25 protein-coding genes and 1 tRNA gene are annotated in these 24,190 nt (G+C 66.0%); 5 read left to right on the forward strand and 21 right to left on the reverse strand.

Annotation, left to right across the window (positions count from 1 at the left end):
- Positions 1 to 7 precede the first annotated feature (7 nt).
- The 15 genes from AACH40_RS14385 to rpsB all read right to left on the reverse strand — a co-directional run bounded on the left by AACH40_RS14385 (position 8) and on the right by rpsB (position 14,085).
- Complete coding sequence (locus AACH40_RS14385; protein WP_169491641.1) at positions 8 to 955, reverse strand: bile acid:sodium symporter; 948 nt, start codon at positions 953 to 955, stop codon at positions 8 to 10.
- Positions 952 to 1,872 (reverse strand): carbon-nitrogen hydrolase family protein, encoded by a 921-nt coding sequence (locus AACH40_RS14390; protein ID WP_338642981.1) that lies wholly within the window; start codon positions 1,870 to 1,872, stop codon positions 952 to 954. Before AACH40_RS14390 ends, AACH40_RS14385 begins: the two co-directional genes overlap by 4 nt.
- Positions 1,873 to 1,882: 10 nt before the next feature.
- Positions 1,883 to 2,479, reverse strand: a complete 597-nt coding sequence (locus AACH40_RS14395; RefSeq protein WP_338642982.1) for a GNAT family N-acetyltransferase — start codon at positions 2,477 to 2,479, stop codon at positions 1,883 to 1,885.
- Entirely contained in the window at positions 2,476 to 2,889 is a 414-nt protein-coding gene (locus AACH40_RS14400) for a ketosteroid isomerase-related protein (protein WP_338642983.1), read from the reverse strand. The genes AACH40_RS14395 and AACH40_RS14400 overlap by 4 nt, the downstream gene beginning before the upstream one ends.
- 73 nt (positions 2,890 to 2,962) lie before the next feature.
- A complete protein-coding gene (fabZ, locus tag AACH40_RS14405) occupies positions 2,963 to 3,436 on the reverse strand; it encodes a 3-hydroxyacyl-ACP dehydratase FabZ (protein WP_169491637.1) in 474 nt (157 codons plus the stop codon).
- Between the two features lie 18 nt (positions 3,437 to 3,454).
- Positions 3,455 to 4,144 (reverse strand): OmpH family outer membrane protein, encoded by a 690-nt coding sequence (locus tag AACH40_RS14410; protein ID WP_169491636.1) that lies wholly within the window; start codon positions 4,142 to 4,144, stop codon positions 3,455 to 3,457.
- A complete protein-coding gene (gene bamA / locus AACH40_RS14415; RefSeq protein ID WP_338642984.1) occupies positions 4,144 to 6,843 on the reverse strand; it encodes an outer membrane protein assembly factor BamA in 2,700 nt (899 codons plus the stop codon). The genes AACH40_RS14410 and bamA overlap by 1 nt, the downstream gene beginning before the upstream one ends.
- 218 nt (positions 6,844 to 7,061) lie before the next feature.
- A complete protein-coding gene (gene rseP / locus AACH40_RS14420) occupies positions 7,062 to 8,186 on the reverse strand; it encodes an RIP metalloprotease RseP (protein ID WP_240959246.1) in 1,125 nt (374 codons plus the stop codon).
- A complete protein-coding gene (dxr, locus tag AACH40_RS14425; RefSeq protein WP_338642985.1) occupies positions 8,183 to 9,346 on the reverse strand; it encodes a 1-deoxy-D-xylulose-5-phosphate reductoisomerase in 1,164 nt (387 codons plus the stop codon). The genes rseP and dxr overlap by 4 nt, the downstream gene beginning before the upstream one ends.
- The gene (locus AACH40_RS14430; protein ID WP_240959245.1) at positions 9,343 to 10,080 is read right to left on the reverse strand and encodes a phosphatidate cytidylyltransferase; all 738 of its coding nucleotides are present in this window, start codon (positions 10,078 to 10,080) and stop codon (positions 9,343 to 9,345) included. The genes dxr and AACH40_RS14430 overlap by 4 nt, the downstream gene beginning before the upstream one ends.
- Complete coding sequence (uppS, locus tag AACH40_RS14435) at positions 10,067 to 10,711, reverse strand: polyprenyl diphosphate synthase (RefSeq protein ID WP_169492076.1); 645 nt, start codon at positions 10,709 to 10,711, stop codon at positions 10,067 to 10,069. Before uppS ends, AACH40_RS14430 begins: the two co-directional genes overlap by 14 nt.
- 80 nt (positions 10,712 to 10,791) lie before the next feature.
- Positions 10,792 to 11,349, reverse strand: coding sequence for a ribosome recycling factor (frr, locus tag AACH40_RS14440; RefSeq protein ID WP_169491633.1), 558 nt, complete (start codon positions 11,347 to 11,349; stop codon positions 10,792 to 10,794).
- 3 nt (positions 11,350 to 11,352) lie between these two features.
- Complete coding sequence (gene pyrH / locus AACH40_RS14445) at positions 11,353 to 12,075, reverse strand: UMP kinase (RefSeq protein WP_169491632.1); 723 nt, start codon at positions 12,073 to 12,075, stop codon at positions 11,353 to 11,355.
- A gap of 204 nt (positions 12,076 to 12,279) precedes the next feature.
- On the reverse strand, positions 12,280 to 13,206 hold the full coding sequence (gene tsf, locus AACH40_RS14450; protein ID WP_338642988.1) for a translation elongation factor Ts: 927 nt from the start codon (positions 13,204 to 13,206) through the stop codon (positions 12,280 to 12,282).
- A gap of 123 nt (positions 13,207 to 13,329) precedes the next feature.
- A complete protein-coding gene (gene rpsB, locus AACH40_RS14455) occupies positions 13,330 to 14,085 on the reverse strand; it encodes a 30S ribosomal protein S2 (protein ID WP_169491630.1) in 756 nt (251 codons plus the stop codon).
- 521 nt (positions 14,086 to 14,606) lie between these two features.
- Between rpsB and AACH40_RS14460 the strand changes: the two genes are divergently transcribed.
- Positions 14,607 to 14,882, forward strand: coding sequence for a hypothetical protein (locus AACH40_RS14460; protein WP_169491629.1), 276 nt, complete (start codon positions 14,607 to 14,609; stop codon positions 14,880 to 14,882).
- Here the strand turns inward: AACH40_RS14460 and AACH40_RS14465 are convergent.
- Both AACH40_RS14465 and AACH40_RS14470 read right to left on the reverse strand, forming a co-directional pair.
- Complete coding sequence (locus AACH40_RS14465; protein ID WP_338642989.1) at positions 14,839 to 15,654, reverse strand: phosphatidylcholine/phosphatidylserine synthase; 816 nt, start codon at positions 15,652 to 15,654, stop codon at positions 14,839 to 14,841. The two genes, AACH40_RS14460 and AACH40_RS14465, sit on opposite strands and share 44 nt — an antisense overlap.
- Positions 15,651 to 16,400 (reverse strand): phosphatidylserine decarboxylase, encoded by a 750-nt coding sequence (locus AACH40_RS14470; protein ID WP_338642990.1) that lies wholly within the window; start codon positions 16,398 to 16,400, stop codon positions 15,651 to 15,653. Before AACH40_RS14470 ends, AACH40_RS14465 begins: the two co-directional genes overlap by 4 nt.
- A gap of 169 nt (positions 16,401 to 16,569) precedes the next feature.
- Here AACH40_RS14470 and AACH40_RS14475 point away from each other — a divergent pair, with 169 nt between their 5' ends.
- Positions 16,570 to 16,782, forward strand: coding sequence for a hypothetical protein (locus AACH40_RS14475; RefSeq protein ID WP_169491626.1), 213 nt, complete (start codon positions 16,570 to 16,572; stop codon positions 16,780 to 16,782).
- Between the two features lie 10 nt (positions 16,783 to 16,792).
- Here AACH40_RS14475 and AACH40_RS14480 read toward each other — a convergent pair whose 3' ends face one another.
- Positions 16,793 to 17,629: an alpha/beta hydrolase gene (locus tag AACH40_RS14480; RefSeq protein WP_338642991.1), complete on the reverse strand. Its 837-nt coding sequence runs from the start codon at positions 17,627 to 17,629 to the stop codon at positions 16,793 to 16,795.
- A 97-nt stretch (positions 17,630 to 17,726) separates the two neighbouring features.
- Positions 17,727 to 17,812, reverse strand: a tRNA-Tyr gene (locus AACH40_RS14485).
- A 188-nt stretch (positions 17,813 to 18,000) separates the two neighbouring features.
- On the opposite strand from AACH40_RS14485, the gene rlmB reads away from it, so the two are divergent.
- A complete protein-coding gene (rlmB, locus tag AACH40_RS14490) occupies positions 18,001 to 18,843 on the forward strand; it encodes a 23S rRNA (guanosine(2251)-2'-O)-methyltransferase RlmB (protein WP_338642992.1) in 843 nt (280 codons plus the stop codon).
- Positions 18,844 to 18,918: 75 nt separating this feature from the next.
- Entirely contained in the window at positions 18,919 to 19,809 is an 891-nt protein-coding gene (locus AACH40_RS14495) for a hypothetical protein (protein WP_338642993.1), read from the forward strand.
- A gap of 141 nt (positions 19,810 to 19,950) precedes the next feature.
- Here AACH40_RS14495 and AACH40_RS14500 read toward each other — a convergent pair whose 3' ends face one another.
- Both AACH40_RS14500 and lon read right to left on the reverse strand, forming a co-directional pair.
- Positions 19,951 to 20,223: an HU family DNA-binding protein gene (locus tag AACH40_RS14500; RefSeq protein WP_169491615.1), complete on the reverse strand. Its 273-nt coding sequence runs from the start codon at positions 20,221 to 20,223 to the stop codon at positions 19,951 to 19,953.
- Positions 20,224 to 20,449: 226 nt separating this feature from the next.
- Positions 20,450 to 22,855 carry an endopeptidase La gene (gene lon / locus AACH40_RS14505; RefSeq protein WP_338642994.1) on the reverse strand — a complete coding sequence of 802 codons (2,406 nt, stop codon included), beginning with the start codon at positions 22,853 to 22,855 and terminating at the stop codon, positions 20,450 to 20,452.
- A gap of 239 nt (positions 22,856 to 23,094) precedes the next feature.
- On the opposite strand from lon, the gene AACH40_RS14510 reads away from it, so the two are divergent.
- Entirely contained in the window at positions 23,095 to 24,132 is a 1,038-nt protein-coding gene (locus AACH40_RS14510) for a hypothetical protein (RefSeq protein ID WP_338642995.1), read from the forward strand.
- The last annotated feature ends 58 nt before the right edge of the window (positions 24,133 to 24,190 follow it).

The raw sequence follows: 24,190 nt of genomic DNA on the forward strand, positions 1-24,190 counted from the left end.
ACAGCGTTCAATCGCCATCGCGCGCTGCGTAGCGCCGCGCGATCGTGGCGCAGGCCATCAGCTGGGCCTGGTGAAAGATCATCACCGGCAGGATGGCGGCGCCGGCTACTGCAGGCGGGAAGATGATCTTGGCCATCGGCGCGCCGCTCGCCAGCGATTTCTTGGATCCCACGAACACGACGGCAATCTCTTCCGCGGTGCCGTAACCCAGCAGGCGCGCGATCAGCGTGGTAAGGCCGAGCACCAGCGCCAGCAGCAGCAGACACAGCCCCAGCACCGCCAGCATCTGCAGCGGCGCGACCTTGTGCCACAGCCCTTCGGCCACGGCGGCCGCGAACGAGGAATAGACCGCCAGCACGATCGTGCCGCGATCGGTGAAGGTCAGCAGCTTGCGGTTGCGTTCGGCCCAGGCGCCCAGCCAGGGGCGCAGAAGGTGGCCCAGCACGAAGGGCAGCAACAGTTCGGTGGCGATCTTGACCACCTGCCCCGCCGAAATCCCGCCCTGCGTGCCGAGCAGCGCGCTCGCCAGGAACGGGGTGACCATGACGCCGAACAGGTTCGAGAACGCCGCCGCGCAGAGCGCCACCGCCACGTTGCCGCGGGCGATCGAGGTGAAGGCGATCGAGGACTGCACCGTCGAAGGCAGCGCGCAAAGGTACAGCACACCGGTCCACAGCGCCGGTGGCAGCAAGCCCGGCATCGCGAAGTGGAAGGCGATGCCGAGCAGCGGGAACATCACGAACGTGCAGGCGAGGATCAGCAGGTGGATCTTCCAGTCGGTCGCGGCCGTTACCAGCGTTTCGCGCTTCAGCCGCACGCCGTGGAGGAAGAACAGCAGCGCGATGGCGGCGGTGGCGATGGCATCGACGATCTCGGCCGCCGTGCCGGTCGCGGGAAACAGGCTGGCCAGCGCGACCGTCGCCAGCATGATCAGGATGAAGGGATCGATCTTCACAGCAGGCTCACGATTTCGACCGGAGGGAGGGGAACGGCGCCGGGCTGCTCGCGCCAGTGCCGGGCATTGAGCACGCCGCCATCAGCGCGCAGTTCGGCGACCAGCGCGGGATCGATGCGGGCGTGGACCCAGCCGGCCGCCCCCTCTTCACCCATCGCGAGCACACCATCTTCGGGCATGGCCCAATCGCCGCCGCGCACCGCATCGGGCGGACCATAGACCCCTGCCGCTCCGCGGTTGACGTCGACCGCCGGAGACCATGGCGCCTCGCCCACGGTGGGCGACTGGACCACGTAGCATTGCCCTTCGAGCGCGCGCGCCTGCGATCCGATCCGCACGCGCCAGTAGCCGTGCAACGAATCGGTGCAGCTTGGCACCAGCAGGACTTCGGCGCCTGCTTCCACTGCTCCACGGGCGAGCAGCGGAAATTCGCTGTCATAGCAGATGGTCACGGCGATGCGGCCCAGCGCGGTATCGAACAGGCGCAAGGTGCTGCCCGGCGCGATGCTCCACTGTTCGCGCTCGAACCGGGTCATCACCAGCTTTTCCTGTTCGCCACGCTTGCCGTTGGGGGCGAACAGGCGGGCGACGTTGCGGAACCGGCCGTCGGCACCACGGCGCGGCGCGCTGGCCGCCAGGATGTGCACGCGATGGCGCGCGGCAAGCTCTGCGTGGAGATCGTCGACCTTGGGCAGCAGGTCCGAGACGGTCGCGATCGAGCCCTGCAGGTCACCCATCGTTTCCGGATCGAGCGAGGCAAGCTCCATCGCGCCGTATTCGGGGAACACCAGCAGGTCCGCTCCGCCCTCGACCGCCAAGGTGACCCAACGTTCGAGCTTTTCGGCGTAGGCCTCCCAGTCCGCCAGCCGGTCGATCGGATATTGCGCGGCAGCCACCTGCCAGCCGAACGTGCTCATGCGACCAGACTCATTTCGGCCCCCAGTGGCGCAGCCAGTACTGCATGGGCTTGTCGCCTTCCTGCGCCTCGCCATGTTCCTTCCAGGCGAGATGGGTGACGAGACCGTCGATCGGCGCATAGCCGCGCCGCGTCCAGAACGCATCGAGCGGCGTATAGCCGGCGGGCCGCGCCGGGTGGTCCGTCGGGCGGATCACGGCGGCGAAGCAGGCCGCCTCGGCCCCGCATGCGCGGGCCTGCGCCTCGCGCGCATCGAAGAACGCGTGGCCGATGCCAGCACCGCGATATTCGGGCAGAAGCACGCTTTCGCCGAAGTAGAACAGGCGTGCTGTGTCGATCCCGCGCTGTTCGAAGGGAGCGCGGAACTCCGCCTTCTGGTGGCGCATCGGCGCAGCGGTGGCGGCGCCGACGATGCGCGGGCCGTCGAACGCAGCGACCAGCACCGCGTCCTCCGAAGCGGCATATTCGGCAAGGTAAGCGCGCTCGTAGGCTTCGTCGCCATCGTAGAGGTAGGGATAGGCGGCGAAGACCGCGATGCGCAGGGCGGCAAGGTCGCCCAGCGCGGCGTGCACCTCGGCGCCGGTCAGCGGCCGGACCGCGATGGTCATGCGCCGATGACCTGCGCTTCCCAGTCGGCAAGGTTGTAGTACATCGTCAGCCGCGTGATCCGGCCCTGCTCGATCGCGAGGAAGGCGCCGGCGGGAAGCACGTAGGTCTGCCCACTGGCTTCGGGCAGGCCCTCGTCGGTCGCCAAATATTCGCCGTGGACGACGAATTCGGCGGCGGCGCGGGTGCCGTCGTCGTTGGCCATCAGCACGATGTCGGTCAGCTGCTCGGCATAGCAGCGTTCCATGTGGACGAGGAATTCGGCAAAGGCCGCCTTGCCGATGACGCGCTTGCCCTGGTTGATGTCGTGCGCGACGTCATCGGCAAGGCAGTCGAGCATACCCTGCCAGTCGCGCGCGTTGAACGCGGCGTAGTAGCGGGTCAGCAGCTCGATCGTCTGGGCGCGGGCCATGGGCGGATCTCCTTCGAGAGCGCCCTTAGCCGCTGGGGCTAAGCGCTGCCAGTGGGGCAGCGCGCCCTAATTCTTAGCTGTCGGCGATCATCGCGGTGAAGCTGCACTCGGTCGCGATCTTGTCGCCGAGCATGGCGCGCCCGGCGAACTTGCAGACGCGCGCACGCTTCTGGGTAAACTCGACGTGCAGATCGAGCAGGCAGCCGGGTTCCACCGGCGTGCGGAACTTTGCTTCCTCGATCGCCATGAAATAAACGAGCTTGCCCGAGCCGGCGAGGCCCAGCGTCTCGACCGCGAGGACGCCGGCAGCTTGCGCCAGCGCCTCGATCTGCAAGACGCCCGGCATGATCGGGCGACCGGGGAAATGACCCTGGAAGAACTGTTCGTTCATCGACACCGCCTTGATCGCGTGGATTCGCTCCCCCACGATCAGTTCGGCGACGCGATCGACCAGCAGCAGCGGATAGCGATGCGGCAGCGCCGCCATCACGCCCTTGATGTCGTAGGAAAGCGGCGCGGGCGCGCTCTCGACGGTTTCTTCGGTCATTCCCCGGTGCGCTCCGACTTAGCGGCCGGACGGCTTCTTGGTGTTGGTGGCGGGCGCGGCAGCCGGAGCGGCGGCACCGGCAGCAGCCTGCTGCTGCGCCTGCTGTTCGCGCTGGGCGCGCGGCAGCCAGCCGGCGGGCGGCACCAGCTGCGCCGACGGCAGCAGGGTGTTGAGCTCGTTCAGGATGTCCTGGTTGAGGTTGTAGACCTGGTCGGCCTTGATGATGCCCTGCGAGTCATAGACGATGGTGACCTTCTTCTTGGTCATCGCCGCCTGGGTCGCATCGTCCAGCTTGTCGCCGATCTGTTCGAGCACGTACTGCTGCGACAGGTTGAGCGGTGCGAGGATCTGCTGGATTTCCTGTTCGCCGGCCTGCTGGATCTGCTGGATCTGCTCGTACTGCTGCTGCAGCGCGGCGCGGTTCGGGGTGGCGACCTTCGAATCCGCCTCGAGCTTGGCGATGAGCGGCTTGAGCTGCGCTTCGATCTGCGCCTTGCGGGTGTTGGCCTGGTCGATCTGGGCCTTGTAGGTCACCGGACGCTGGCTCTGCGCGGTCTTGTACGCGTTCGAGGCCGCGACGACGGCAGGCGGGTTGGCCACGGCGATGCCGGCGACGGTGGTGCCGCCCGGAGTGGCCTGGGCCATAGCGGCCGGAGCTGCCGAAACGAGAAGGCCCGCGATCAGGGCCGAAGCAATGCGGAGTTTCATCAGAACTGTGTTCCCACGTTGAAAGTAAAGGCCTGCGGGTCGTCGCCGTCGACCTTGGAAAGAACCTTGGCGAAGTCGATGCGGAACGGACCGAACGGCGAGTTCCAGTTCACGCCGACACCGACCGAAACGCGCGGCTTGGCAGAATTGCCGACGAAGCTTTCGGTGAACTTGCGCGACACCGTGTAGCCCGAGGGCACGGTGTAGTTGATCCAGTTCGCCGCGTTGTTCGGATCGGGGGTGACCGCGACGTACTTGGTGTCGCCAGTCGTGCTGTTGGCGATTTCGAGCACAAGCGGATTGGTGGTCGGGGTCTTCACGCTGAACACCGCACCGGCATCGACGAAGATCGACGGACGCAGGCCCAGTTCACGCGCGCCCGAACCCAGCGGGATTTCGAGCTCGGCGTGGGCGAGGTAGTAATACCGGCCGCCGATGGCATCGTCCTGCCAGTCGTTGCGATCGGTGCTGGTGGTGCCGTTCTTTCCGCTGGAATCGAAGCCGGTGTAGAACTTGCGCAGCACGCGCGGACCGACACCGCGGATGTCGAAGCCGCGCAGCTGCGGCTGGCCCAGGAAGAAACGGTCCGTCAGGCGGATGCCGTCGACTTCATTGCCGTTTTCGTCATAGCGCTTGGCAAGCGGCTGGATCGCGCCGCCTTCGCCGCGCAGCGAGAAGACGAAGCCCTTGCCGATCGGGAAGTACTTGGCCGCGTTGGCGGTGATGCGGGCATACTTCACCGAACCGCCCAGCCCCGCAAAGTCGGTGCCGACCACGATCGAGCTGCCGCGCGTGGGACGCTGGCGATTGTCGAGAGAATCGTAGATCACCGAGGCGCCGAGGATCGAGCTGGTGCGCTTGCCGATCGCATCGCACAGGTAGAAGCCGCCCTTGAACGGGTCGCATGCGCCATCCGTGTAGTAGAGCGTCTTGTCGAGCGTGACGTTGTCGAAGTTCAGCGTGTAGCGGCCGACCAGCGACATGTATTCGGTCAGCGCGACGCCGATGCGGGCCTGGAAGCCGGTCGTCGCCCGCTTGTAGGTCGTGTTCCGGCTCGAGTTGTAATAGTTGAAGCTGTTGTAGTCGCGCCGGTACACGTCCATGCCGAACGAGACGTTGCGATCGAACAGGTACGGCTCGGTGAAGCTGAGCTGGATCGAGCGCGAATAGCGCGAATAGTCGACGCTCGCACCCACCGTCTGGCCACGGCCGCGGAAGTTGTTCTGCTGGATCGAGGCCTGGAAGATGAAGCTTTCAAGGCTCGAGAAGCCGGCCGAAAGCTGCAGCTGCCCGGTGGGCTTTTCCTCGACGTTGGCTTCAAGGATGATGCGGTCGGCCGCCGAGCCCGGCTTCTGTTCGACCTCGAACTTTTCCTGGAAGTAGCCGAGCGACTTGATGCGGTTCGACGAGCGCTTGATCTGGAACGAGTTGAACGCATCGCCTTCGGCCAGGCGGAATTCGCGACGGATGACCTTGTCCTGCGTCAGCGTGTTGCCGTTGACGTCAACGCGTTCGACGTAGACGCGCGGCGCATCGGCGATGCGGAAGGTGACCGACATCGTCAGGTCATCCTTGTTGCGGTCGAAGTCCGGACGCACATCGGCAAAGGCATAGCCGAAAGTGCCGGCAGTCTCGGTCAGGCTGTCGACGGTGTCTTCGACCAGCTTGGCGTTGTACCAATCGCCCTTGTGCAGCGACAGGCGCTTGGCGAGCGCGGCGCCGTCGAAATCGCGCAGCTGGCTTTCCACCTTCACATCGCCGAACTTGTAGCGCTTTCCTTCCTCGACCACGTAGGTGATGATGAAGTCGCGCTTGTCCGGCGTCAGCTCTGCCACGGCCGAAACGACGCGGAAGTCGGCATAGCCCTTGGTCAGGTAGAACTGGCGCAGCTTCTGCTGGTCGAAGGCCAGGCGATCGGGATCGTAGCTGGTGCCGCTGGAGAACAGGCGGAAGGCGCGCGCCTGCTTGGTCACCATCTCGCTGCGCAGCTCGCTGTCGGAGAAGGTGTCGTTGCCGATGATGTTGATCTGGCGGACCTTGGACTTGGGCCCTTCGGTGATCTCGAACACGATGTCGACGCGGTTCTGGTCGAGCATCACCATCTTCGGCTCGACCGAGGCGGCGAAGCGACCCTGGCGCTTGTAGAGCTCGATGATGCGGGCAACGTCGGCGCGGACCTTCGACCGGGTGAAGATCTGGCGCGCGGTCAGCTTGATTTCGGGGAGGATCTTTTCCTCCTTCAAGCGCTTGTTGCCTTCCAGGATGATCCGGTTGACGACCGGGTTTTCCTTCACCGTGATCGTGATCGCGCCGTTATCGTTGGTGAGCGAGACATCGGCGAACAGCTCGGTGGCGTACAGGTCCTTGAGCACCTGGTCACCGGCAGACTGGCTGTAGGTGTCGCCCACGCGAAGGCGGATATAGGACAGGATGGTGTCCGGCTCGAGCCGCTGGGCGCCTTCGATCTTGATCGAGCGCACGGCCTGGATCGGTGCAGAAGGATCGACGGCGGGCGCCGCCTTGGCCGGAGCGGCCGGCGCCTCGGTCGCGATCGGAACCGCCTTGCCCGTCTTCTGCTTCGGGGCTGCCAGGGCAGCTTCCGGCATGGCGACCAGCGCGGTCGTCGCCAGCAGGGCCACGGCCAGGGAGGAAACACGCTTCACGGCGGGGTTCGCCCGGGCCATGTCAATTCCAGTCATCACCAAGCGCCATCCCGTATATCTGTGCAGCCGCACCGCGCGAGAGCTGGCCCCTGCTACCCAGCCCGCCGTTCGGCAATCGCAGCCCTGTGCCCGATGCAGCCCCGCCAATCAAGCAAGCAAGCCCATCGCAGCGCGTTTAGCCCCGCAATATTGTGAAAAATTCCGTCTCGCCGCAAAGCGCCGATCCGCAACGGCCTTCAACGCGCGAAATCGAATTACCCTCCGAAGATGCTCAGCGACGCCACGTCGTTCAGCGTGACGAAGAGCATGAGCCCCAGCACCAGCGCAAGCCCGGTGCGGAAGGCCCATTCCTGCCCGCGCTGGCTCACCGGTCGGCGGCGGACAGCCTCGGCCGCGTAGAGCGCGAGATGGCCACCATCGAGCACCGGAATTGGCAAGAGGTTGATGAACCCCAAGTTAATGGAAATCATCGCGATGAAGAACACGAACGCCTCCCAGCCTGAGGCCAGTTGCTCGCCCGAATACTTGGCGATCTTGATCGGTCCGCCAAGCTCCTTCACCTCGCGCTTGCCGGTCAGGATCTGGCCGATCCCGGTCACCATCATGCCGATGATATCGCGCGTCTGGCCAAGCGCCGCCACCGTCGCGCCGACGGGTCCGACGGGCACGCGTTCGATGCTGGCGGGGCCGATGCCGAGGAAGCCGATCTTCTGTTCGTTGCCGAAGCGGTCGCGCAGCACCTTCGAGGCCGCTTCCATCGGCAGCGCGATGCGCGTGCCGCCGCGATCGACGACCACGTCGAGCGGCTCGCCAGGGTGCTGCGAAACCTCGAGGCGCACGTCGAGGAAGCTGTCGACGCTGCCCCCGCGCAACGAAACGATACGATCGCCGACCTTGATTCCGGCCTTGTCGGCCACCGAGCCTGCCTGCACCGCACCGATCACCGGCGGCACCACGACCTTGCCATAGGCGAGATTGAAGCCCGCCAGAATCAGCACCGCAAGCAGCAGGTTGGTCACGGGCCCCGCCAGCACGACCAGCGCGCGCTGCCACAGGGGCTTGGCCTGGAAGGTGCGGTTGCGCTCCTCTGCCGGCAGCGAGAGCCAGGCGGGATCGCTTTTGCCCGCCGCGTTCATGTCACCCGCGAACTGGACGTATCCGCCCAGCGGCAGCGCCGACAGCTTCCAGCGGGTGCCGCGCTTGTCGGTCCAGCCGAACAGTTCGCGACCGAAGCCGATCGAGAAGCTGTCGGCCTTGATCCCGAACAGCCGCCCGGCAAGGTAGTGGCCGAGCTCGTGGATGAAGACCAGCGGTCCGAGCACGAGCACGAAGGCGAGAAGGGTGATCAGCAGGCCGGGGGAATGCAGTTCCGGGGTCAACGAACAGGCTCCATCGTCTCGCGCGCCCTGATCCTGGCTTCCCGATCGATCGCGACCACTTCGTCAAGCGAAGCGGGCGCAGGCGGAAGGCCGCGCGAAAGCACGTCTTCAGCACATTGCACGATTCGGGTGAACGCGATCTGACGATCAAGGAAAGCTGCGACAGCAACTTCGTTCGCGGCGTTGAGCACAGCCGCCGCGGCACCACCCGCGACCGCAGCCTCGCGCGCCAGCCGCGTTGCCGGGAAGCGCACCTCGTCGGGCGCGCGGAAGGTCAGTTCGCCGATCGCGGCGAGGTCGAGCGGCGCGCAGGGCGTGTCCATGCGCCTGGGCCAGGCAAGCGCCGAGGCGATGGGCACGCGCATGTCCGATGGCCCCAGTTGCGCCAGCGTCGAACCATCGCGGTATTCCACCATCGAATGCACGATCGACTGCGGATGGACGATGATCCGCAACCGCTCCACTCCCACCGGGAAGAGGTGGAACGCCTCGATGAATTCAAGGCCCTTGTTCATCATCGTGGCCGAATCGACGCTGATCTTGGCGCCCATCGACCAGTTGGGATGCTTGACCGCCTCGGCCGGAGTGGCGCCGTGCAGCCGTTCGAGGCTCCAGTCGCGGAACGGCCCACCGCTGGCAGTCAGGGTGATCCAGCGCACGTCCTCGATGGCGTTGCCGGCCAGGCACTGGAAGATCGCGTTGTGTTCGGAATCGACCGGCAGCAGCGTTGCTCCCGACCGTGCCACGGCGGCAGTCATCACCTCGCCAGCGGAGACCAGGGCTTCCTTGTTGGCCAGCGCCACGGTGCGGCCCTGCTCGATGGCGGCCATCGTCGGGGCGAGCCCCGCGCAGCCGACAATCGCGGCAACGGTTACGTCTACGGCGCGCGACGCAGCCTCGACCAACGCACCGGCGCCGCCCGCCGCCTCGATGCCGCTGCCCGCCAGCGCCTCGCGCAAGTCGCCAAGGCAGCTCTCGTCGGCCACCACCGCCACCGCCGCACCGAATTCGCGGGCGAGCGCGGCCAATTCCTTCGCCTGGCAGTTCGCGGTCAGCGCAACGACCTGCCATGCGTCACGATTGCGCCGCACCAGATCGAGCGTCGATGCGCCGATCGAGCCGGTCGCGCCCAGCACCGAGATCGTGCGGGATCCGCTCATGATCCCGCCCCCAGAGCCCAGAGCGTGCCGACGACTATCGCCACCGGCAAAAGGCCGTCCACCCTATCGAACAGCCCGCCGTGCCCGGGGATCAGGCGCGAGGAATCCTTCACGCCTGCCCGGCGCTTGAGCCAGCTTTCGTAGAAATCGCCGGCCTGCGCGACAACGGCAAGGGCCGCACCGGCAAGCGCGGCAAAGCCGACGTTGGTGATGCGCAGCGCTTCACCAAGGCTTGGCCCGGTCGGTCCGATGGCGGAGATGAGATAGCCGCCGAACAAGACCGCAAGCGCGGTCCAGATGCCCGCCGCCGCCATGCCGCCGGCAAGGCCGGCCCAAGTCTTCGATGGGCTGATCCTGGGCGCGATCTTCGGCCCGCCGAGCGCGCGGCCAGTGAAATAGGCGCCGGTATCGGTGCAGATGACCAGGCCCATGATGCCGATCAGCAGCGGGGTCGGCATCACGATCAAGGCAAAGGCCGCCCAACCGATGTAGAGCGCGCCGGTCAGCACCGCCGCCGACATGCGGGCGGGATCCGGCGCAATTCGCGAGGCAAGGCGGACGTATTCTCCGAACACGACGAGCCCGGCCACGGCGAGGAATCCATCGAGCACCAGGCCGCCGCGCCACAGGGCCACCCCGGCGATCGCCAGCATGACCACCGCCGACGCGATGCGCACTGGCAGGTCGGCGTTCTTCTTCGCCGCCGGCGCGACCACCGTTTCAGCGTCCGCCAAAGCGACGCTCCCGCTGCGCGAACTGGGCCAGCGCATCGGCCAGGTGATCGGGCGTGAAATCGGGCCACAGCACGTCGAGGAAACACATCTCGGCATAGGCCGCCTGCCACAGCAGGAAGTTCGACAGCCGCACTTCGCCCGAGGTGCGGATGAGCAGGTCGAGCGGCGGCATGTCTGCCGTGTCGAGCTCGGCAGAGATCGTCTCGACCGTCACCGCGCCCTTGCCCGCCGCCTTGGATGCCGCGCGCGCGATCTCGTCCTGCGCGCCATAATTGAGCGCGATGGCGAGCGTGGTGCCATCGTTGCCGGCCGTGCGCGCCACGGCCTTGTCGATCAGCTCGACCACGTCGGGCGCGAAGGCCGAATGGTCGCCGATGATCTTCAGGCGCACGTTGTTGGCGGCGAATTCGTCGAGGTCATCGACGATGAAGCGCTTGAGCAGCCCCATCAGCGCGCCGATCTCGTCTTCGGGACGGCGCCAGTTCTCGGTCGAGAAGGCGTAGAGCGTCAGCGCCTCCAGCCCCATCTCGCGCGCGGCACGAACGGTGCGGCGCACCGCCTCCACCCCGCGCTGATGACCGAAGGCGCGCGGCATGTGCCGCCTCTTCGCCCAGCGGCCGTTGCCGTCCATGATGATCGCGACGTGGCGCGCGCCGTGCGTCGCCGGCCCGCAGATGCCCGGCGTCCGCTCGGTCTGGGCCGGCTTCAGGCTCACTTGCCGAGGATTTCCTTTTCCTTCTCGGCCGCAGCCTCGTCCGCTGCCTTGATCTGCTCGTCGGTCAGCTTCTGCAGCTCGGTTTCCGCGCGCTTGCGGTCGTCTTCCGAGATTTCCTTCTTGTTCTCGTCGGTCTTGAGCGCGTCCATGCCATCGCGGCGGACGTTGCGGATCGCGACGCGCGCCTTTTCCGCATACTGGCTGGCGAGCTTGGCCAGTTCCTTGCGGCGCTCCTCGGTCAGGTCCGGGATCGGCAGGCGCAGGTTGTTGCCATCGTTGATCGGGTTGAGGCCGAGTCCTGCCGAACGGATCGCCTTTTCCACCGGGCCAATGTTCGACTTGTCCCACACCTGCACCGACAGCAGCCGCGGTTCGGGCGCGGAAACGGTGGCAAGCTGGTTCAGCGGCATTCGCGAGCCATAGACTTCGACGGTGATCGGATCGAGCAGCGCGGTATTGGCGCGGCCGGTGCGCAGACCGGTAAGATCGTGCTTGAGCGCTTCAACGGCGCCCTTCATGCGGCGCTCGAGATCGGCCTTGTCGTACTTCGCCATGAATCAGGCTTCCTTCTGAACGATGGTCTGGGTGCCCTCACCAGCCAGAACGCGGGCGAGATTGCCCTGTTCGCGGATCGAGAACACCACGATGGGAATGCGGTTGTCGCGGCACAGCGCAACCGCGCTGGCGTCCATCACCTGCAGGTTGTCGGCCAGCACGGTGTCGTAGTCGACCGTGTCATAACGCTTGGCCGCCGGGTCCTTCTTCGGATCGGCATTGTACACGCCATCGACGCTGGTGCCCTTGAGCAGCGCGTCGCACTTCATTTCGGCGGCGCGCAGCGCTGCGCCGGAATCGGTGGTGAAATAGGGTGCGCCGACGCCAGCGGCGAAAATCACGATGCGGCCCTTTTCAAGATGGCGCTCGGCGCGGCGGCGGATTACCGGCTCGCACACCTTGTCCATCTCGATCGCAGACTGCACGCGGGTGGGCACGCCCAGCTGCTCCAGCGCGCTCTGCATCGCGAGCGCGTTCATCACCGTGGCCAGCATGCCCATGTAATCGGCTTGGGCGCGGTCCATGCCCTTGGCTGCGCCCGCCATGCCCCGGAAGATGTTGCCCCCGCCGATCACCAGGCAGATTTCGAGCCCGCTGTCGCGTGCCGCCTTCACCTCGCCCGCCAGCGCGGCGACGAAATCGGTGTCGATGCCGAATTGCTGGTTGCCCATCAGCACCTCGCCCGAGAGCTTGAGCAGGATGCGCTTGAACTTGGGGAGGTTCATGGGAAAGGACCGATGCTAACTGAAGGGGCGCGCTCGGGCGCCCTTATACCCCCAAGGGGCCGCGTGCCAAGGGCGAGCGCACAGCTTTTGCGCGGATGCGGGATCGCCGTGACAGACCCGGTGGCGCAGACACGAAAATCCCCGCGCAAGCAAGCCCGGATCGACCCGGACCGCCCGCGCGGGGACTTCCTGAAGCCTACGCGCTTACTTGATGCCGGCGGCAGCGGCCACTTCGGCAGCGAAGTCGCTCTCTTCCTTCTCGATGCCTTCGCCGAGCTGGAAGCGGACGTAGTCGACCAGCGCGATCTTGGTGCCGGCGGCCTTGACGGCCTGCTCGACGACTTGCGAGATCGGGGTCTTGTTGTCCATCACGAACAGCTGGCTGAGCAGCGCGTTTTCCTTGGCGTACTTGGCGACGGCACCGTCGACCATCTTGGCCTGGACTTCAGCCGGCTTGCCGCTCTCGGCCGCCTTCTCGGACGCGATCTTGCGCTCGCGGGCGATCAGTTCGGGATCGAGGTCGTCAGCGTTCAGCGCCAGGGGGAAAGCCGCGGCGATGTGCATGGCGATCTGCTTGCCCAGCGGCTCGAGCACGTCGGCGCCGGCTTCCGATTCGAGCGCGACGAGCACGCCGATCTTGCCGAGGTTGGTCGCGGCCGCGTTGTGCATGTAGGGCACGACCACGCCGTTGGTGACCGAAACGTGCTTGATGCGGCGCAGCTGCTGGTTTTCGCCGATGGTGGCAACGTTGTTGGTCAGCTTGTCGGCCACGGTGCCGCCGTCGGGGTAGGCAGCGGCCTTGAGCGCTTCGACTTCGGTGGCGCCGGTCGACAGCGCAACTTCGGTGGCCTTGCGGACGAAGTCCTGGAACTGGTCGTTCTTGGCGACGAAGTCGGTTTCCGAGTTGACCTCGACCGCGACACCCTTGGTGCCCGAAACGGCGACGCCGACCAGGCCTTCAGCGGCCGTGCGGCTCGACTTCTTGGCGGCGGCGGCAAGGCCCTTGGCGCGCAGCGCGTCGACTGCGGCTTCGAAATCGCCGGCAGCTTCGTCGAGCGCCTTCTTGCAATCCATCATGCCGGCGCCGGTGCGCTCGCGCAGGTTCTTCACGTCAGCGGCGGTGTAAGCCATCGCAGTGGTCCTTTGTTCTTGAAAACGGGTGAGGCCGCAGCAGGTGCCGCGGCCCGTAGATCGTGTCCGGGTCAGTTCGATGACGGCGCTCCCCATGGAGCGCCGTCATGCGAGATCCGGCAATCAGGCTTCGACAGCCTCTTCGGCCGCCGGCTCGTCCATCGCGCCGAGATCCGCACCCGAAGCGATCATCGCGTCGCGGCCGCCCTTGGTGGCAGCAGCGGCAACGGCTTCGCAGTACAGACGGATCGCGCGGCTGGCGTCGTCGTTCGCCGGGATCGGGAACGCGATGCCATCGGGCGAGACGTTCGAGTCGAGGATGGCGACGACCGGGATGCCAAGAACGTTGGCTTCCTTGATCGCCAGCTCTTCCTTGTTGGCGTCGATCACGAACATCACGTCGGGAATGCCGCCCATGTCGCGGATGCCGCCGAGCGACAGCTCGAACTTGTCACGCTCGCGGGTGAGCTGGAGCACTTCCTTCTTGGTGAGGCCGGTGGTGTCGCCCGAAAGCTGCTCTTCCAGCGCCTTGAAGCGCTTGATCGAGCCCGAGATGGTCTTCCAGTTGGTGAGCATGCCGCCCAGCCAGCGATGGTTGACGTAGTGCTGGCCCGCAGCGCGCGCGGCCTGGGCGATCGGCTCCTGCGCCTGGCGCTTGGTGCCGACGAACAGGACCTTGCCACCGGCCTGGACGGTCGCCTGGATGAATTCGAGCGCGCGCGCCATCAGCGGCACGGTCTGCGAAAGGTCGAGGATGTGGATGCCGTTGCGCGCGCCGAAGATGTACGGCTTCATGCGCGGGTTCCAGCGGTGGGTCTGGTGGCCGAAGTGGGCGCCGGCCTCGACGAGCTGATTCATGGTGACGACGGGAGCCGCCATAGGTCTTTCCTTTCCGGTTCTGCCTCCGGGAAACTGGAACCTGCTGCGGAGGAACCCGCGGGCACGGCACCGGTATGTGTGTTTCCCGTGTGGATTTGCCTGACATCGCGGACAAGGAGCGGGCTTGCTGCCGAATCCCCGTCAGGCGCGGCGGCGCTTAGCGCAAGGTGCGCACTGAATCCACCGAAAAGCGAACGCCATCCTGATTCGCGGGTCGTGCCCATTCCGATTCGACAGCCGGGTGGCGAAGTCTAGGGTTGCGAGGCGCCAAGCGCTGCAGCGCAGTGTTCTGCGCCCTGTCGGCAAAGTGTTGGAATTCCGCCGGTTTCTGGGGAAGTCGCAAATCGGCCACCGTTGGTCGCGGATTTGGCTTGACGGGCGAGAACAAAAAGAGAACAAACGAAGCATCGGCGAATGGAACGGGAACACCGCGCCAGAGCCGGAGTTATCCACAGGCAATCCACCCGTTGTCAAGCTTTCGCGACGGACCGGTTTGCAACGGGTTTGAAAGGCCGACGGAAATGCTCGCAGTTCTCGCTTCGCTCGTGATCGCAGGTGCCGGTGTTGCAGCGGTCGTGTCGATGATCGCCACCGTCCGCAACCAGAAGGGTGCCCTTTCGCGCCTGCTGGGTGACGTGCGCTCGCTTGAACAGGACCGCGTGTTCCTGGTGCACATGACGGGTGAAAGCCGTCCGGCCTCGCCCCTCTCGTTCGCCCGCCTGCGTCGCGCCCCGCAGCGCGCCGTTCGCCGCTCTACGACGCCGGGTGCGCCGCAGACGCAGCGCGCTGCCGCCTGACCCGCGCGTAACGGACCACACCAATGGGAACAAGCGCGAGGTAGACGACGCAGATCGCCGAAAGTGTGAGCCAGGGCTCGGTCAGCAGCGCGGCGATCACCAGACCGAACAGCGCGATTACTTCAAGCCGGATGGACCGGCGCGGGCGCATCGCCCCCCAACCCAGCGTCGCCATGTTCGAAATCATCATGAACGCGATCAGCGCGGCCCAGATCGCCACGGCGATCGGCTCGCGGAATTCCTCGCGCCCGCTGGCAATCCACAAATAGAGCGGCAGGAACGATAGCCCGGCCCCGACCGGTGCCGGCACGCCGGTGAGGAAACCGGCGCTCTTGTGCGGCTGCTCCGCCATATCGATGCGGGCGTTGAAGCGGGCAAGGCGCAGCGCGCAACATACCGCCAGCGCAAGCGCGGCAAACCAGCCGAAGCGCGGAACTTCCTGCAAGGACCACAGATAGAGGATCAGCGCCGGCGCGACGCCGAATGAAATCGCGTCGGACAAACTGTCGAGCTCGGCGCCGAAGCGAGACTGCGCTTTCATCAGCCGGGCAACGCGACCGTCGATCCCGTCAAGAACACCGGCCAGGATCACTGCCAGAACCGCGCTGCGAAAATCGCCGCCGATGGCGAAACGGATACCCGTCAGGCCACAGCAAAGTGCGGCCGACGTGATCGCATTGGGCACCAGCGCGCGCAGTGTCAGCCCGCGCGGCAGGCGCTGCCGGCCAAAGTCATCGGAATCGAACGGACCGCCTCCCGGCGAAGGACTCACTGGCTGACGCCCTCGATCACCGGCGCCTGTCCGATCCGCGCAAGCACGGTTTCCCCGGCAATGACCTTCTGGCCCATCAGGACCTGCGGCTCGGTACCTTCGGGAAGATAGACGTCAACGCGGCTGCCGAACCGGATGAGGCCGACACGCTGGCCGGCAGCGACGATGTCTCCTGCCTTGACGAACGGCACGATGCGCCGGGCAATGAGGCCCGCAATCTGCGTGAAGCCGATCTTCACGCCGTCACCACGCTCGACGAGGAAGTGCTGGCGCTCGTTCTCCTCGCTCGCCTTGTCGAGATCGGCGTTGAGGAACTTGCCCGGGATATAGACCACGCGGCGAATGGTGCCGCCGATCGGCGTGCGATTGATGTGCACGTCGAACACCGACATGAAGATAGACACGCGCGTCACCGGCGTTTCGCTCATGCCGGCAATTCCGCTGCCGTCGTCGGCGGACAGCTCGCGAGGCGGCGGCACCTTCTGGATCAGGGTGATGAGGCCGTCGGCAGGCGAGGTGATCAGGCTGTCGTCGCGCGGGGTGACGCGAACCGGGTCGCGGAAGAAGGCAAGGATGCCCAGCACCAGGCCACCGATTGGCCAAGCCAGCGTTTCCCACGCCATGAACGCACAAACCGCGCAAACCGCCGCGGCGATCAGAGCGAACTTGCGCCCTTCGGGATGGATCGAGGGCCAGCTCCAGCCTGCGCTGCCGCGGCCCCGGTTGTCTAGAATGTCTCCGGGCATTGCCTTCATCTAGGCGCAGACGGCGGCGGGGACAAGCGCACTGGGCCATCGGCGTCCGCGCTGATCGCCGCAGCGCATCCAAATCCTGTATTTATACGCTTGTTCAATGACTTGTTGGCGCTATGCGAGCCGTCGGGGCGGCTTGGCCCCGGTCTGACGGAGTTGACGCTTGCCGCATCGATCGCTTGAAATCTGCCCCGTGTGCCGGTTGCCGGTGCCGGAATGCGACGCGATCCAGGTGGCACGCGGCGTCGCCCTGCGCTTCCTGCGCGACTATGCTGGCTATGCCGAGACAGAGGCGCTTGCGGCACTTGAGCGCAACCTGCCTTTTGCCTTCCACCACCATCCGCCGGCACCAGGCGCGCCCCGCGCGCCCAGTTGATCGCTACAGGTCAATGCGGCGGCATGACCCGCGCGAGGAAACCGATCACGGCAGCATTGAACAGGTCGTTTCGATCGCCAGCCACCATGTGCCCGGCATTGCCGATGTCCGCGACCTCGAGCGTCGGCACCCTGCGGCGCAAGTCCTCCACGCCCTCGTCGGTCACGATATCGGATTTCATTCCGCGCACCAGCAACGTGGGGATGCGCTTGCCCCAGTCCGACGCGCTCAGCATGTCGGGGATGGTCTGGTGGTCCCGCTCGCCTTGGATGAAGCGGGGATCCCAGTGCCACCGGAATCGCCCGTCGCCGCCTTCACGCAAGTTCTTGCGCAAGCCATCGAGCTTGGTCGGGCGCGGCCTGTCGGGGTAGTAGGCCGAAATCGCGTCCGCTGCTTCCTCGATGCTGGCAAAGCCGTCGGGGTTGGCGGTCATGAAGCCGACGATGCGCTCTACGCCTGCAGGTGCGAGCTTGGCGACCACGTCGACCAGAACGATCGCCGCTGGTTCCAGCCCGTGGCTTGCAGCCGCCATCGCCGACAAGCCGCCCAGCGATGCCCCGACGAAGGCATAGGGCCGGCCGGCCGCCTCGATGATGCAGCGCAGGTCCTCGACCCGACGCAGGATCGAATAATCGCCTTCGGGTTCCCAGTCGCTTTCGCCGTGGCCGAGCAGATCGTAGTTGAGCACGTGGTAGCCCGCCTCGGCCAGTTCGTGCCCCGCGCGGTCCCAGCTGTGGCGCGTCTGCCCTCCGCCATGGCCGAGAACGACCGTCGGCGCGCCTTTGGGGCCGAACTCGTCGGCCGTGATGGCGATCCCTCCCGTTACCGGAATTCTTATCGTGTTCATGGACGCAAGGGTGCCGCAGCACGCAAGGGCGTGCAAGGCAATTAATCGGTCGATTAACCCGGGGCTGGCTCTGCGCCGGCAGCGCGGGAAAGGCTGGTGGTGGACAGGGCTAGATTCGAACTAGCGTACGCTTGCGCGGGCAGATTTACAGTCTGCTGCCTTTAACCACTCGGCCACCTGTCCACACCAGATTGCCGGTGCGAGGCGTCTCCTCAAAAAGAGGTTGGCCTGCTGTTTCTGGCGCCTCGAAAGACGCCGTCCGGCCGAGAGAGGCGCCCCTTTGGCGAAGCATCGCTTGCCTGTCAATGGGTCGGCTGGCATGGGCCGCGCGATATTTTTTCATCTTCAGTCCAAGTCAGAAGGTAATCGCAATGCCCCCGCACAATCGCGACCGTGATACAGCCGCCAGGCCCAGCCGCGCCTTGCGCGGGCGTGCGGGCCGCATGCAGGGCGGCAGAGGCTCTGGCCGTGGCAGTGCCGGCGCCGTGCGCCTGTGGGGCCGCCACGCCATCGAAGCGGCGCTGACGAACCCGAATCGCACCGCCAAGAAGCTGTGGGGCACGCGCGAGGCGATCCAGGCGATGCTCGACGATCACGATGCCGAGCTGCCCACCTCGCTGCCGGTGGAATATGCCCAGGCTGCCGATCTTGCTCGCCTTGTCGCGCGCGATGCACCGCACCAGGGGCTGGTGCTCGATTGCTTGCCGCTCGACGACGTCGCGCTCGACGACGTGCTGGACGAGGCGGAGGGCCGCACGCTGGTGATTCTCGACCAAGTGACCGATCCGCACAACGTCGGCGCGATCCTGCGCAGCTGCGCCGCGTTCGACGTCGCCGCGCTGATCACGCAGGACCGCCACGCCCCGCCCGAATCCGGCACGCTGGCCAAGGCGGCCTCGGGCGCGCTCGAAACGGTGCCTTGGGTGCGCGTGGTCAACCTGTCGCGCGCGCTCGAATCGATTTCGGAAGCCGGCTACTGGCGGATCGGGCTCGACGGCGACGGCAAGGCGACCTTCCCGCAGGCCCTGCCCGCCGGCCCGGTCGCGCTGGTGCTCGGCGCGGAGGGCGAAGGCCTGCGCCACAACGTGGCCCAGCACTGCGATTCGATCGCCCGCCTGCCGATCAGCTCGGCGATCGAGAGCCTCAACGTTTCGAATGCCGCCGCAATCGCGCTTTACGCGGTCGCCACGCGTGCGGCGCTGGACGAGGACTAAGCTGCTCGCACTTGGAGGGGCCTTGCGCCATGCTGATGGGCTGCTGCCCTTGATGCAAAGAGGAATGGAGCGCCCATGAAACGCCTTTTGGAACGGGTGACCCAGCCTCCGATCTTCGTCCGCAACGCTACTGCGGGTGTTGCCCTGCTGGTCTTGCTTGCGGCCTGCATGCTCGTCCCCGGCCGCTTCACCAGCGATCTTGCCATCCATCGAGACGGCACCTTCAGCTTCCGTTACGCAGGCGAGATCGTGCTGATGCCGCTGGCGCTTCCCCAATCGGCCGGGGCGGGCGGCGCAGCAGGCTTGTCCCGCGAGGATACCGAGGAGCGCTTCGTCGAGGAAACCTGCACCACGCCCGCCGGCGATACCCGCGCCTGCAGCGCAAGCGAACTTGCCGAGCAGAAGGCGCGCTGGTCGGCTTCCCGCAGCAAGGCAAAGGCCGGAAAGCAGGCGGAGGATGCCCGCACCCGCCAGATGATGGCCGCGATGATGGGCGGGCTTGACCCGAACGATCCGCGCGCAGCGCAGGAATTCGCCGCGCGCCTTGCCCGCCAGCAGGGCTGGACCTCGGTCGTATCGAAGGGCAACGGTCGCTTCGACGTGGTCTACGAGGTCTCCGGACGGCTCGACCACGACTTCAGCTTCCCGGTGATCGAGCGCCTGCCGATGGTCGTGCCCTTTGTCACGCTGGTGCGTCGCAAGGATGGCAGCGTGCGGATTGATGCTCCGGCCTTCACCCCCAGCGCCAGCAATCCGCAGTTGCAGGGACTGGCTGCCGCCACGGCTGCGAAAGACACGCCGGTGATGCTGGACGGGCAGTTCACCCTGCGCACGGATGGGCAGGTCCTCGCCAACAACACCGATGAAGGGCCGCAGAGCGATCCTGCGGGTGGACAGCGGCTTACCTGGAAGGTCGACGGCCGGACCGGCGCCGCTCCCACCGCGCTGGTCCGGCTGGCGAACTGACCGGCGGCGTAACGCCGCTTGCCCGGCGTGGACTGCCAAAAGGAAAGGGCCGCCCCGGTCGATCCGGCGCGGCCCTTTTGCAATTGCGACTGCTTCCCTGGGGTGGTGACCCGAAACCGGTCCCCCGGGAAAGCGTCCGTCTTAGTTGACGGCGTCCTTGAGGCCCTTGCCGGCCTTGAACTTCGGCTGAGCCGAAGCCTTGATCGACATCGGCTCGCCGGTGCGCGGGTTGCGGCCCGTCGAGGCCTTGCGCTTGGCGACCGAGAAGGTGCCGAAACCGACCAGGCGCACTTCGTCGCCCTTGGCGAGCGCGGCCGAGACGGAATCGAACACGGCTTCGACCGCCTTCGTGGCATCCGCCTTCGAAAGGCCGCTCGCGTCGGCAACTGCGCTGATCAGATCGTTCTTGTTCATTGCGGAACCCCCTACCTTTTCTTGGGAAAACTGCGGTTTGGAATCGCCTTTCGGGTGCGCGGGAAGAGAGACGAGAAAGAATCCGCTGTCAAAGGATATTGAGACGAAAATCCGCCGTTTATCCCCGGAATCCCGTCGAAATACGACGAGACCCGGCGGCGGCGCAATTTCGTTGCGCTGCCGCCGGGTCCGTCATGCTTTTAAGAATCAAGCCAGGCCAGGTGTATCAGTGCGCCGTGGGTGCTGGCGCCTGTCCGGCGATGGCCGGTGCCGGCTGGCTGGCGAGGTCATCGGCCTCGGTCCATTCGATCGGCTCGGGCCGCGTCAGCAATGCCCTCGCCAGCACTTCATCGACATGGGCGACAGGCACGATCTCGAGCCCGGCGAGGATGTTGGCCGGGATGTCGGCCAGATCCTTGCGGTTCTCCTCGGGGATCAGCACCGTCTTGATGCCGCCGCGCAAGGCAGCCAGCAGCTTTTCCTTGAGCCCGCCGATCGCCAGCACGCGGCCACGCAGGGTAACCTCGCCGGTCATGGCGACGTCGGCACGAACCGGAATGCCGGTCAGTGTCGAAACCATCGCCGTGACCATGCCGATCCCGGCGCTCGGCCCGTCCTTGGGCACGGCGCCTTCGGGCAGGTGGATGTGAAGGTCCTTGCGCTGGAAGATCGACGGCTTGATGCCATAGGCGGGGCTGCGCGCCTTGACGAAGCTGAACGCCATCTGGACGCTCTCGCTCATCACTTCGCCCAGCTTGCCGGTGGTGCGCACCGCCCCCTTGCCCGGCACCGTCACGCTTTCGATCGTCAGCAGCTCGCCGCCGACTTCGGTCCAGGCAAGGCCGGTGACCGCGCCGACCTGGTTCTCCTCGTCGGACACGCCATGGCGGAACTTGCGCACGCCTGCGTAGTCGGCAAGGTTTTCTGGCGTGACGACGACGGCTTCGGCCTTCTTTTCAAGGATTTGCCGCAGGGCCTTGCGCGCAAGACGCGCAATCTCGCGCTCCAGCGTGCGCACGCCCGCTTCGCGGGTGTAGTAGCGGATCAGGTCGCGCAAGGCGGCCTGGGTCAGCTCGAACTCACCCTGCTTCAGCCCGTGCGCCTCGACCTGCTTGGCAACCAGGTGCCGCTCGGCGATCTCGACCTTCTCGTCCTCGGTATAGCCTTCGAGCCGGATGATCTCCATGCGGTCGAGCAGCGGTTGCGGCAAGTTGAGGCTGTTCGCGGTGCACACGAACATCACGTCCGACAGGTCGACGTCGACTTCCAGATAGTGATCCTGGAACTTGGCGTTCTGTTCGGGATCGAGCACCTCGAGCAGCGCCGATGCGGGATCGCCGCGGAAGTCCTGGCCGAGCTTATCGATCTCGTCGAGCAGGAACAGCGGATTGCTCGTCCCGGCCTTGCGCAGGTTGGTCACGACCTTGCCCGGCAGCGAGCCGATGTAGGTGCGGCGGTGGCCGCGGATCTCTGCCTCGTCACGCACGCCGCCCAGCGACTGGCGCACGAACTGGCGGCCCGTCGCCTTGGCGATCGACTTGCCAAGGCTGGTCTTGCCCACGCCCGGCGGGCCGACGAGGCACAGGATCGGCCCCTTCAGCTTGTTGGTGCGCGCCTGCACGGCAAGGTATTCGACGATGCGGTCCTTGACCTTGTCGAGCGCGTAGTGATCGGCATCGAGGATCGCCTGCGCGCCCGGGATGTCCTTCTTCAGCTTGCTGCGCTTGCCCCACGGCAGGCCCAGCAGCACGTCGAGGTAGTTGCGGATGACGGTCGCCTCGGCGCTCATCGGCTGCATGGTCTTGAGCTTCTTCAGCTCAGCCTGTGCCTTGGCGCGCGCTTCCTTCGACAGCTTCAGGCTGTCGATTTTCTCCTGAAGTTCCTGCAGTTCGTTGGCTTCCTCGCCATCACCGCCGCCAAGCTCGCTCTGGATCGCCTTCAGCTGCTCGTTGAGGTAGTACTCGCGCTGGGTCTTTTCCATCTGGCGCTTGACGCGGCCGCGGATCTTGCGCTCGACCTGCAGCACGCCAAGCTCGCCCTCCATGAACGAGAGCACCATCTCGAGCCGCTTGAGCGGATCGCTCTCCGACAGCACGGCCTGCTTGTCGGCCACCTTTGCCGCGAGGTTGGCGGCCACCGCATCGGCCAGCTTGCCCGCTTCCTCGATATCGCCCAGCTGCGATCCGGCATCCTGCGGCAGCTTCTTCGACAGCTTGGCATATTCGCCGAACTGCTCGACCACCTGGCGCATCATGCCTTCGACTTCGGGGCCATCGACTTCGTCGGCCTCGATCGGTTCGACCTGCGCGATCAGCATCGGGCCGTTGGCACCGCTTTCCTCGCGCAGCGCCTGGATGCCCGCGCGGCGGTGGCCTTCGACCAGCACGCGCACGGTGCCATCGGGCAGCTTCAGCAGTTGCAGCACCGAAGCGACCACGCCGGTGTCGTAAAGATCGTCGCGATCGGGATCGTCGCAGCCGGGATCGAGCTGGGCGAGCAGGAAGATGTCCTTGTCGCCGGCCATCGCCGCCTCGAGCGCGGCGACCGACTTTTCGCGGCCGACGAACAGCGGCACGACCATCCCGGGAAACACCACGATGTCGCGCAAGGGGAGCAGGGGATACAGATTCATCTTTTTTTCTTCCGTCCGGCCGCGCGGGCCACATGAATGCCGCAGCGGCGCTTGTCCCAGATATGGGAGGCCGCATCGCACCCTGCAATGGGATTTGCCACAAGGGTTGTGGATGGGCCCCTACTCCTTCTGGGCGCAGCGCTACCGAACCGCTGTAAACCCGATATTAGGTATAATTGCGCATTCGCTGCAGGGCCCCCTGCTTTGGAGGGCGCAAGAGGACTGGCCTGAAGCTTGCGATGATACGGACACGCACAGTCATCGTCGTGGGCGCAGGGGCCAGTTGCGAACTGCAGATGCCTTCCGGGGCAGAGCTGATCGCCCGGCTGATCCAGGCCTACGACTTCTCGCGGCTCGGCACCGATGCGCAATCGCGCGAAACCGTCATGCTCGCCCGCCAGCTGGCAAAGCTGGGCGAACGCACCGGCCATGACACCAACGCCATGCTGCATGCTGCGCAGCGCCTGCGCTCGGCAGCACGCGTCGGGCGCTCGATCGACGCGGTGATCGACCAGTACGACCACGATCCGCAAGTCGTCGCCGCCGGCAAGCTCGCCATCGCCTTTCTGGTCGGCCAGGCCGAAACGCGCGCCACGCTGCGCGATGCGCCGCGCCTGCCCGGGGACCTGCCGCTGCTCGGCAAGCCAGAGGAGACCTGGCTCTACTGGCTCGGGCAGCTGTTCACGTCGGGGCTGCCCCGCTCGCAGCTCGACAAGGCATTCCAGAACGTGACCTTCGTCTCGTTCACCTACGACCGCTCGCTCGAACACTTCCTGCCCTTCGCGCTGTCGATGGCCTATGGTCTGCCCTTGCGCGAAGCGCAGGAGATCGTCGCCCGCAACCTTGTCGTCCATCACCCCTATGGCGTGGTCGGACGCCTGCCTTGGCAGGGCGGGCAAGATGCGCACGCCGAATGGGCAGGCAGCGACCAGGCGTGGAACATCCAGGCGATCGCCGGGCAGATCCGCACCCATGCGGAACGCGTCGCCGATCACGACTATGTCTCCCGACTGCGTCGCAGCGTGGCCGAAGCCAAGCGCATCGTCTTCCTGGGGTTCGGCTTCCACCCCCAGAACCTCGACCTGCTGTTCGATCGCACGATCAGCCACAACCCCGAAGTGCTGGCCAGCATCCACGGCATTCCCCCGTCGAACCGCGCGCTGCTTGCGCGACAGCTCAAGAAGATCTGCGGCCTCGAACACGACGACCTGCTGACGCTTGCCGACCAGCGCGCGTGGGAAATGCTGCGCGATCACGCGCTGTTGCTCGAGGCCTGAAGGGTTACAAAAAATAATATTTCCCGGTTTGCGCCCCTGCCCGGCGGCCGTTACCCGC

This window comes from Novosphingobium olei (assembly GCF_037076535.1).
GTDB lineage: Bacteria > Pseudomonadota > Alphaproteobacteria > Sphingomonadales > Sphingomonadaceae > Novosphingobium > Novosphingobium olei.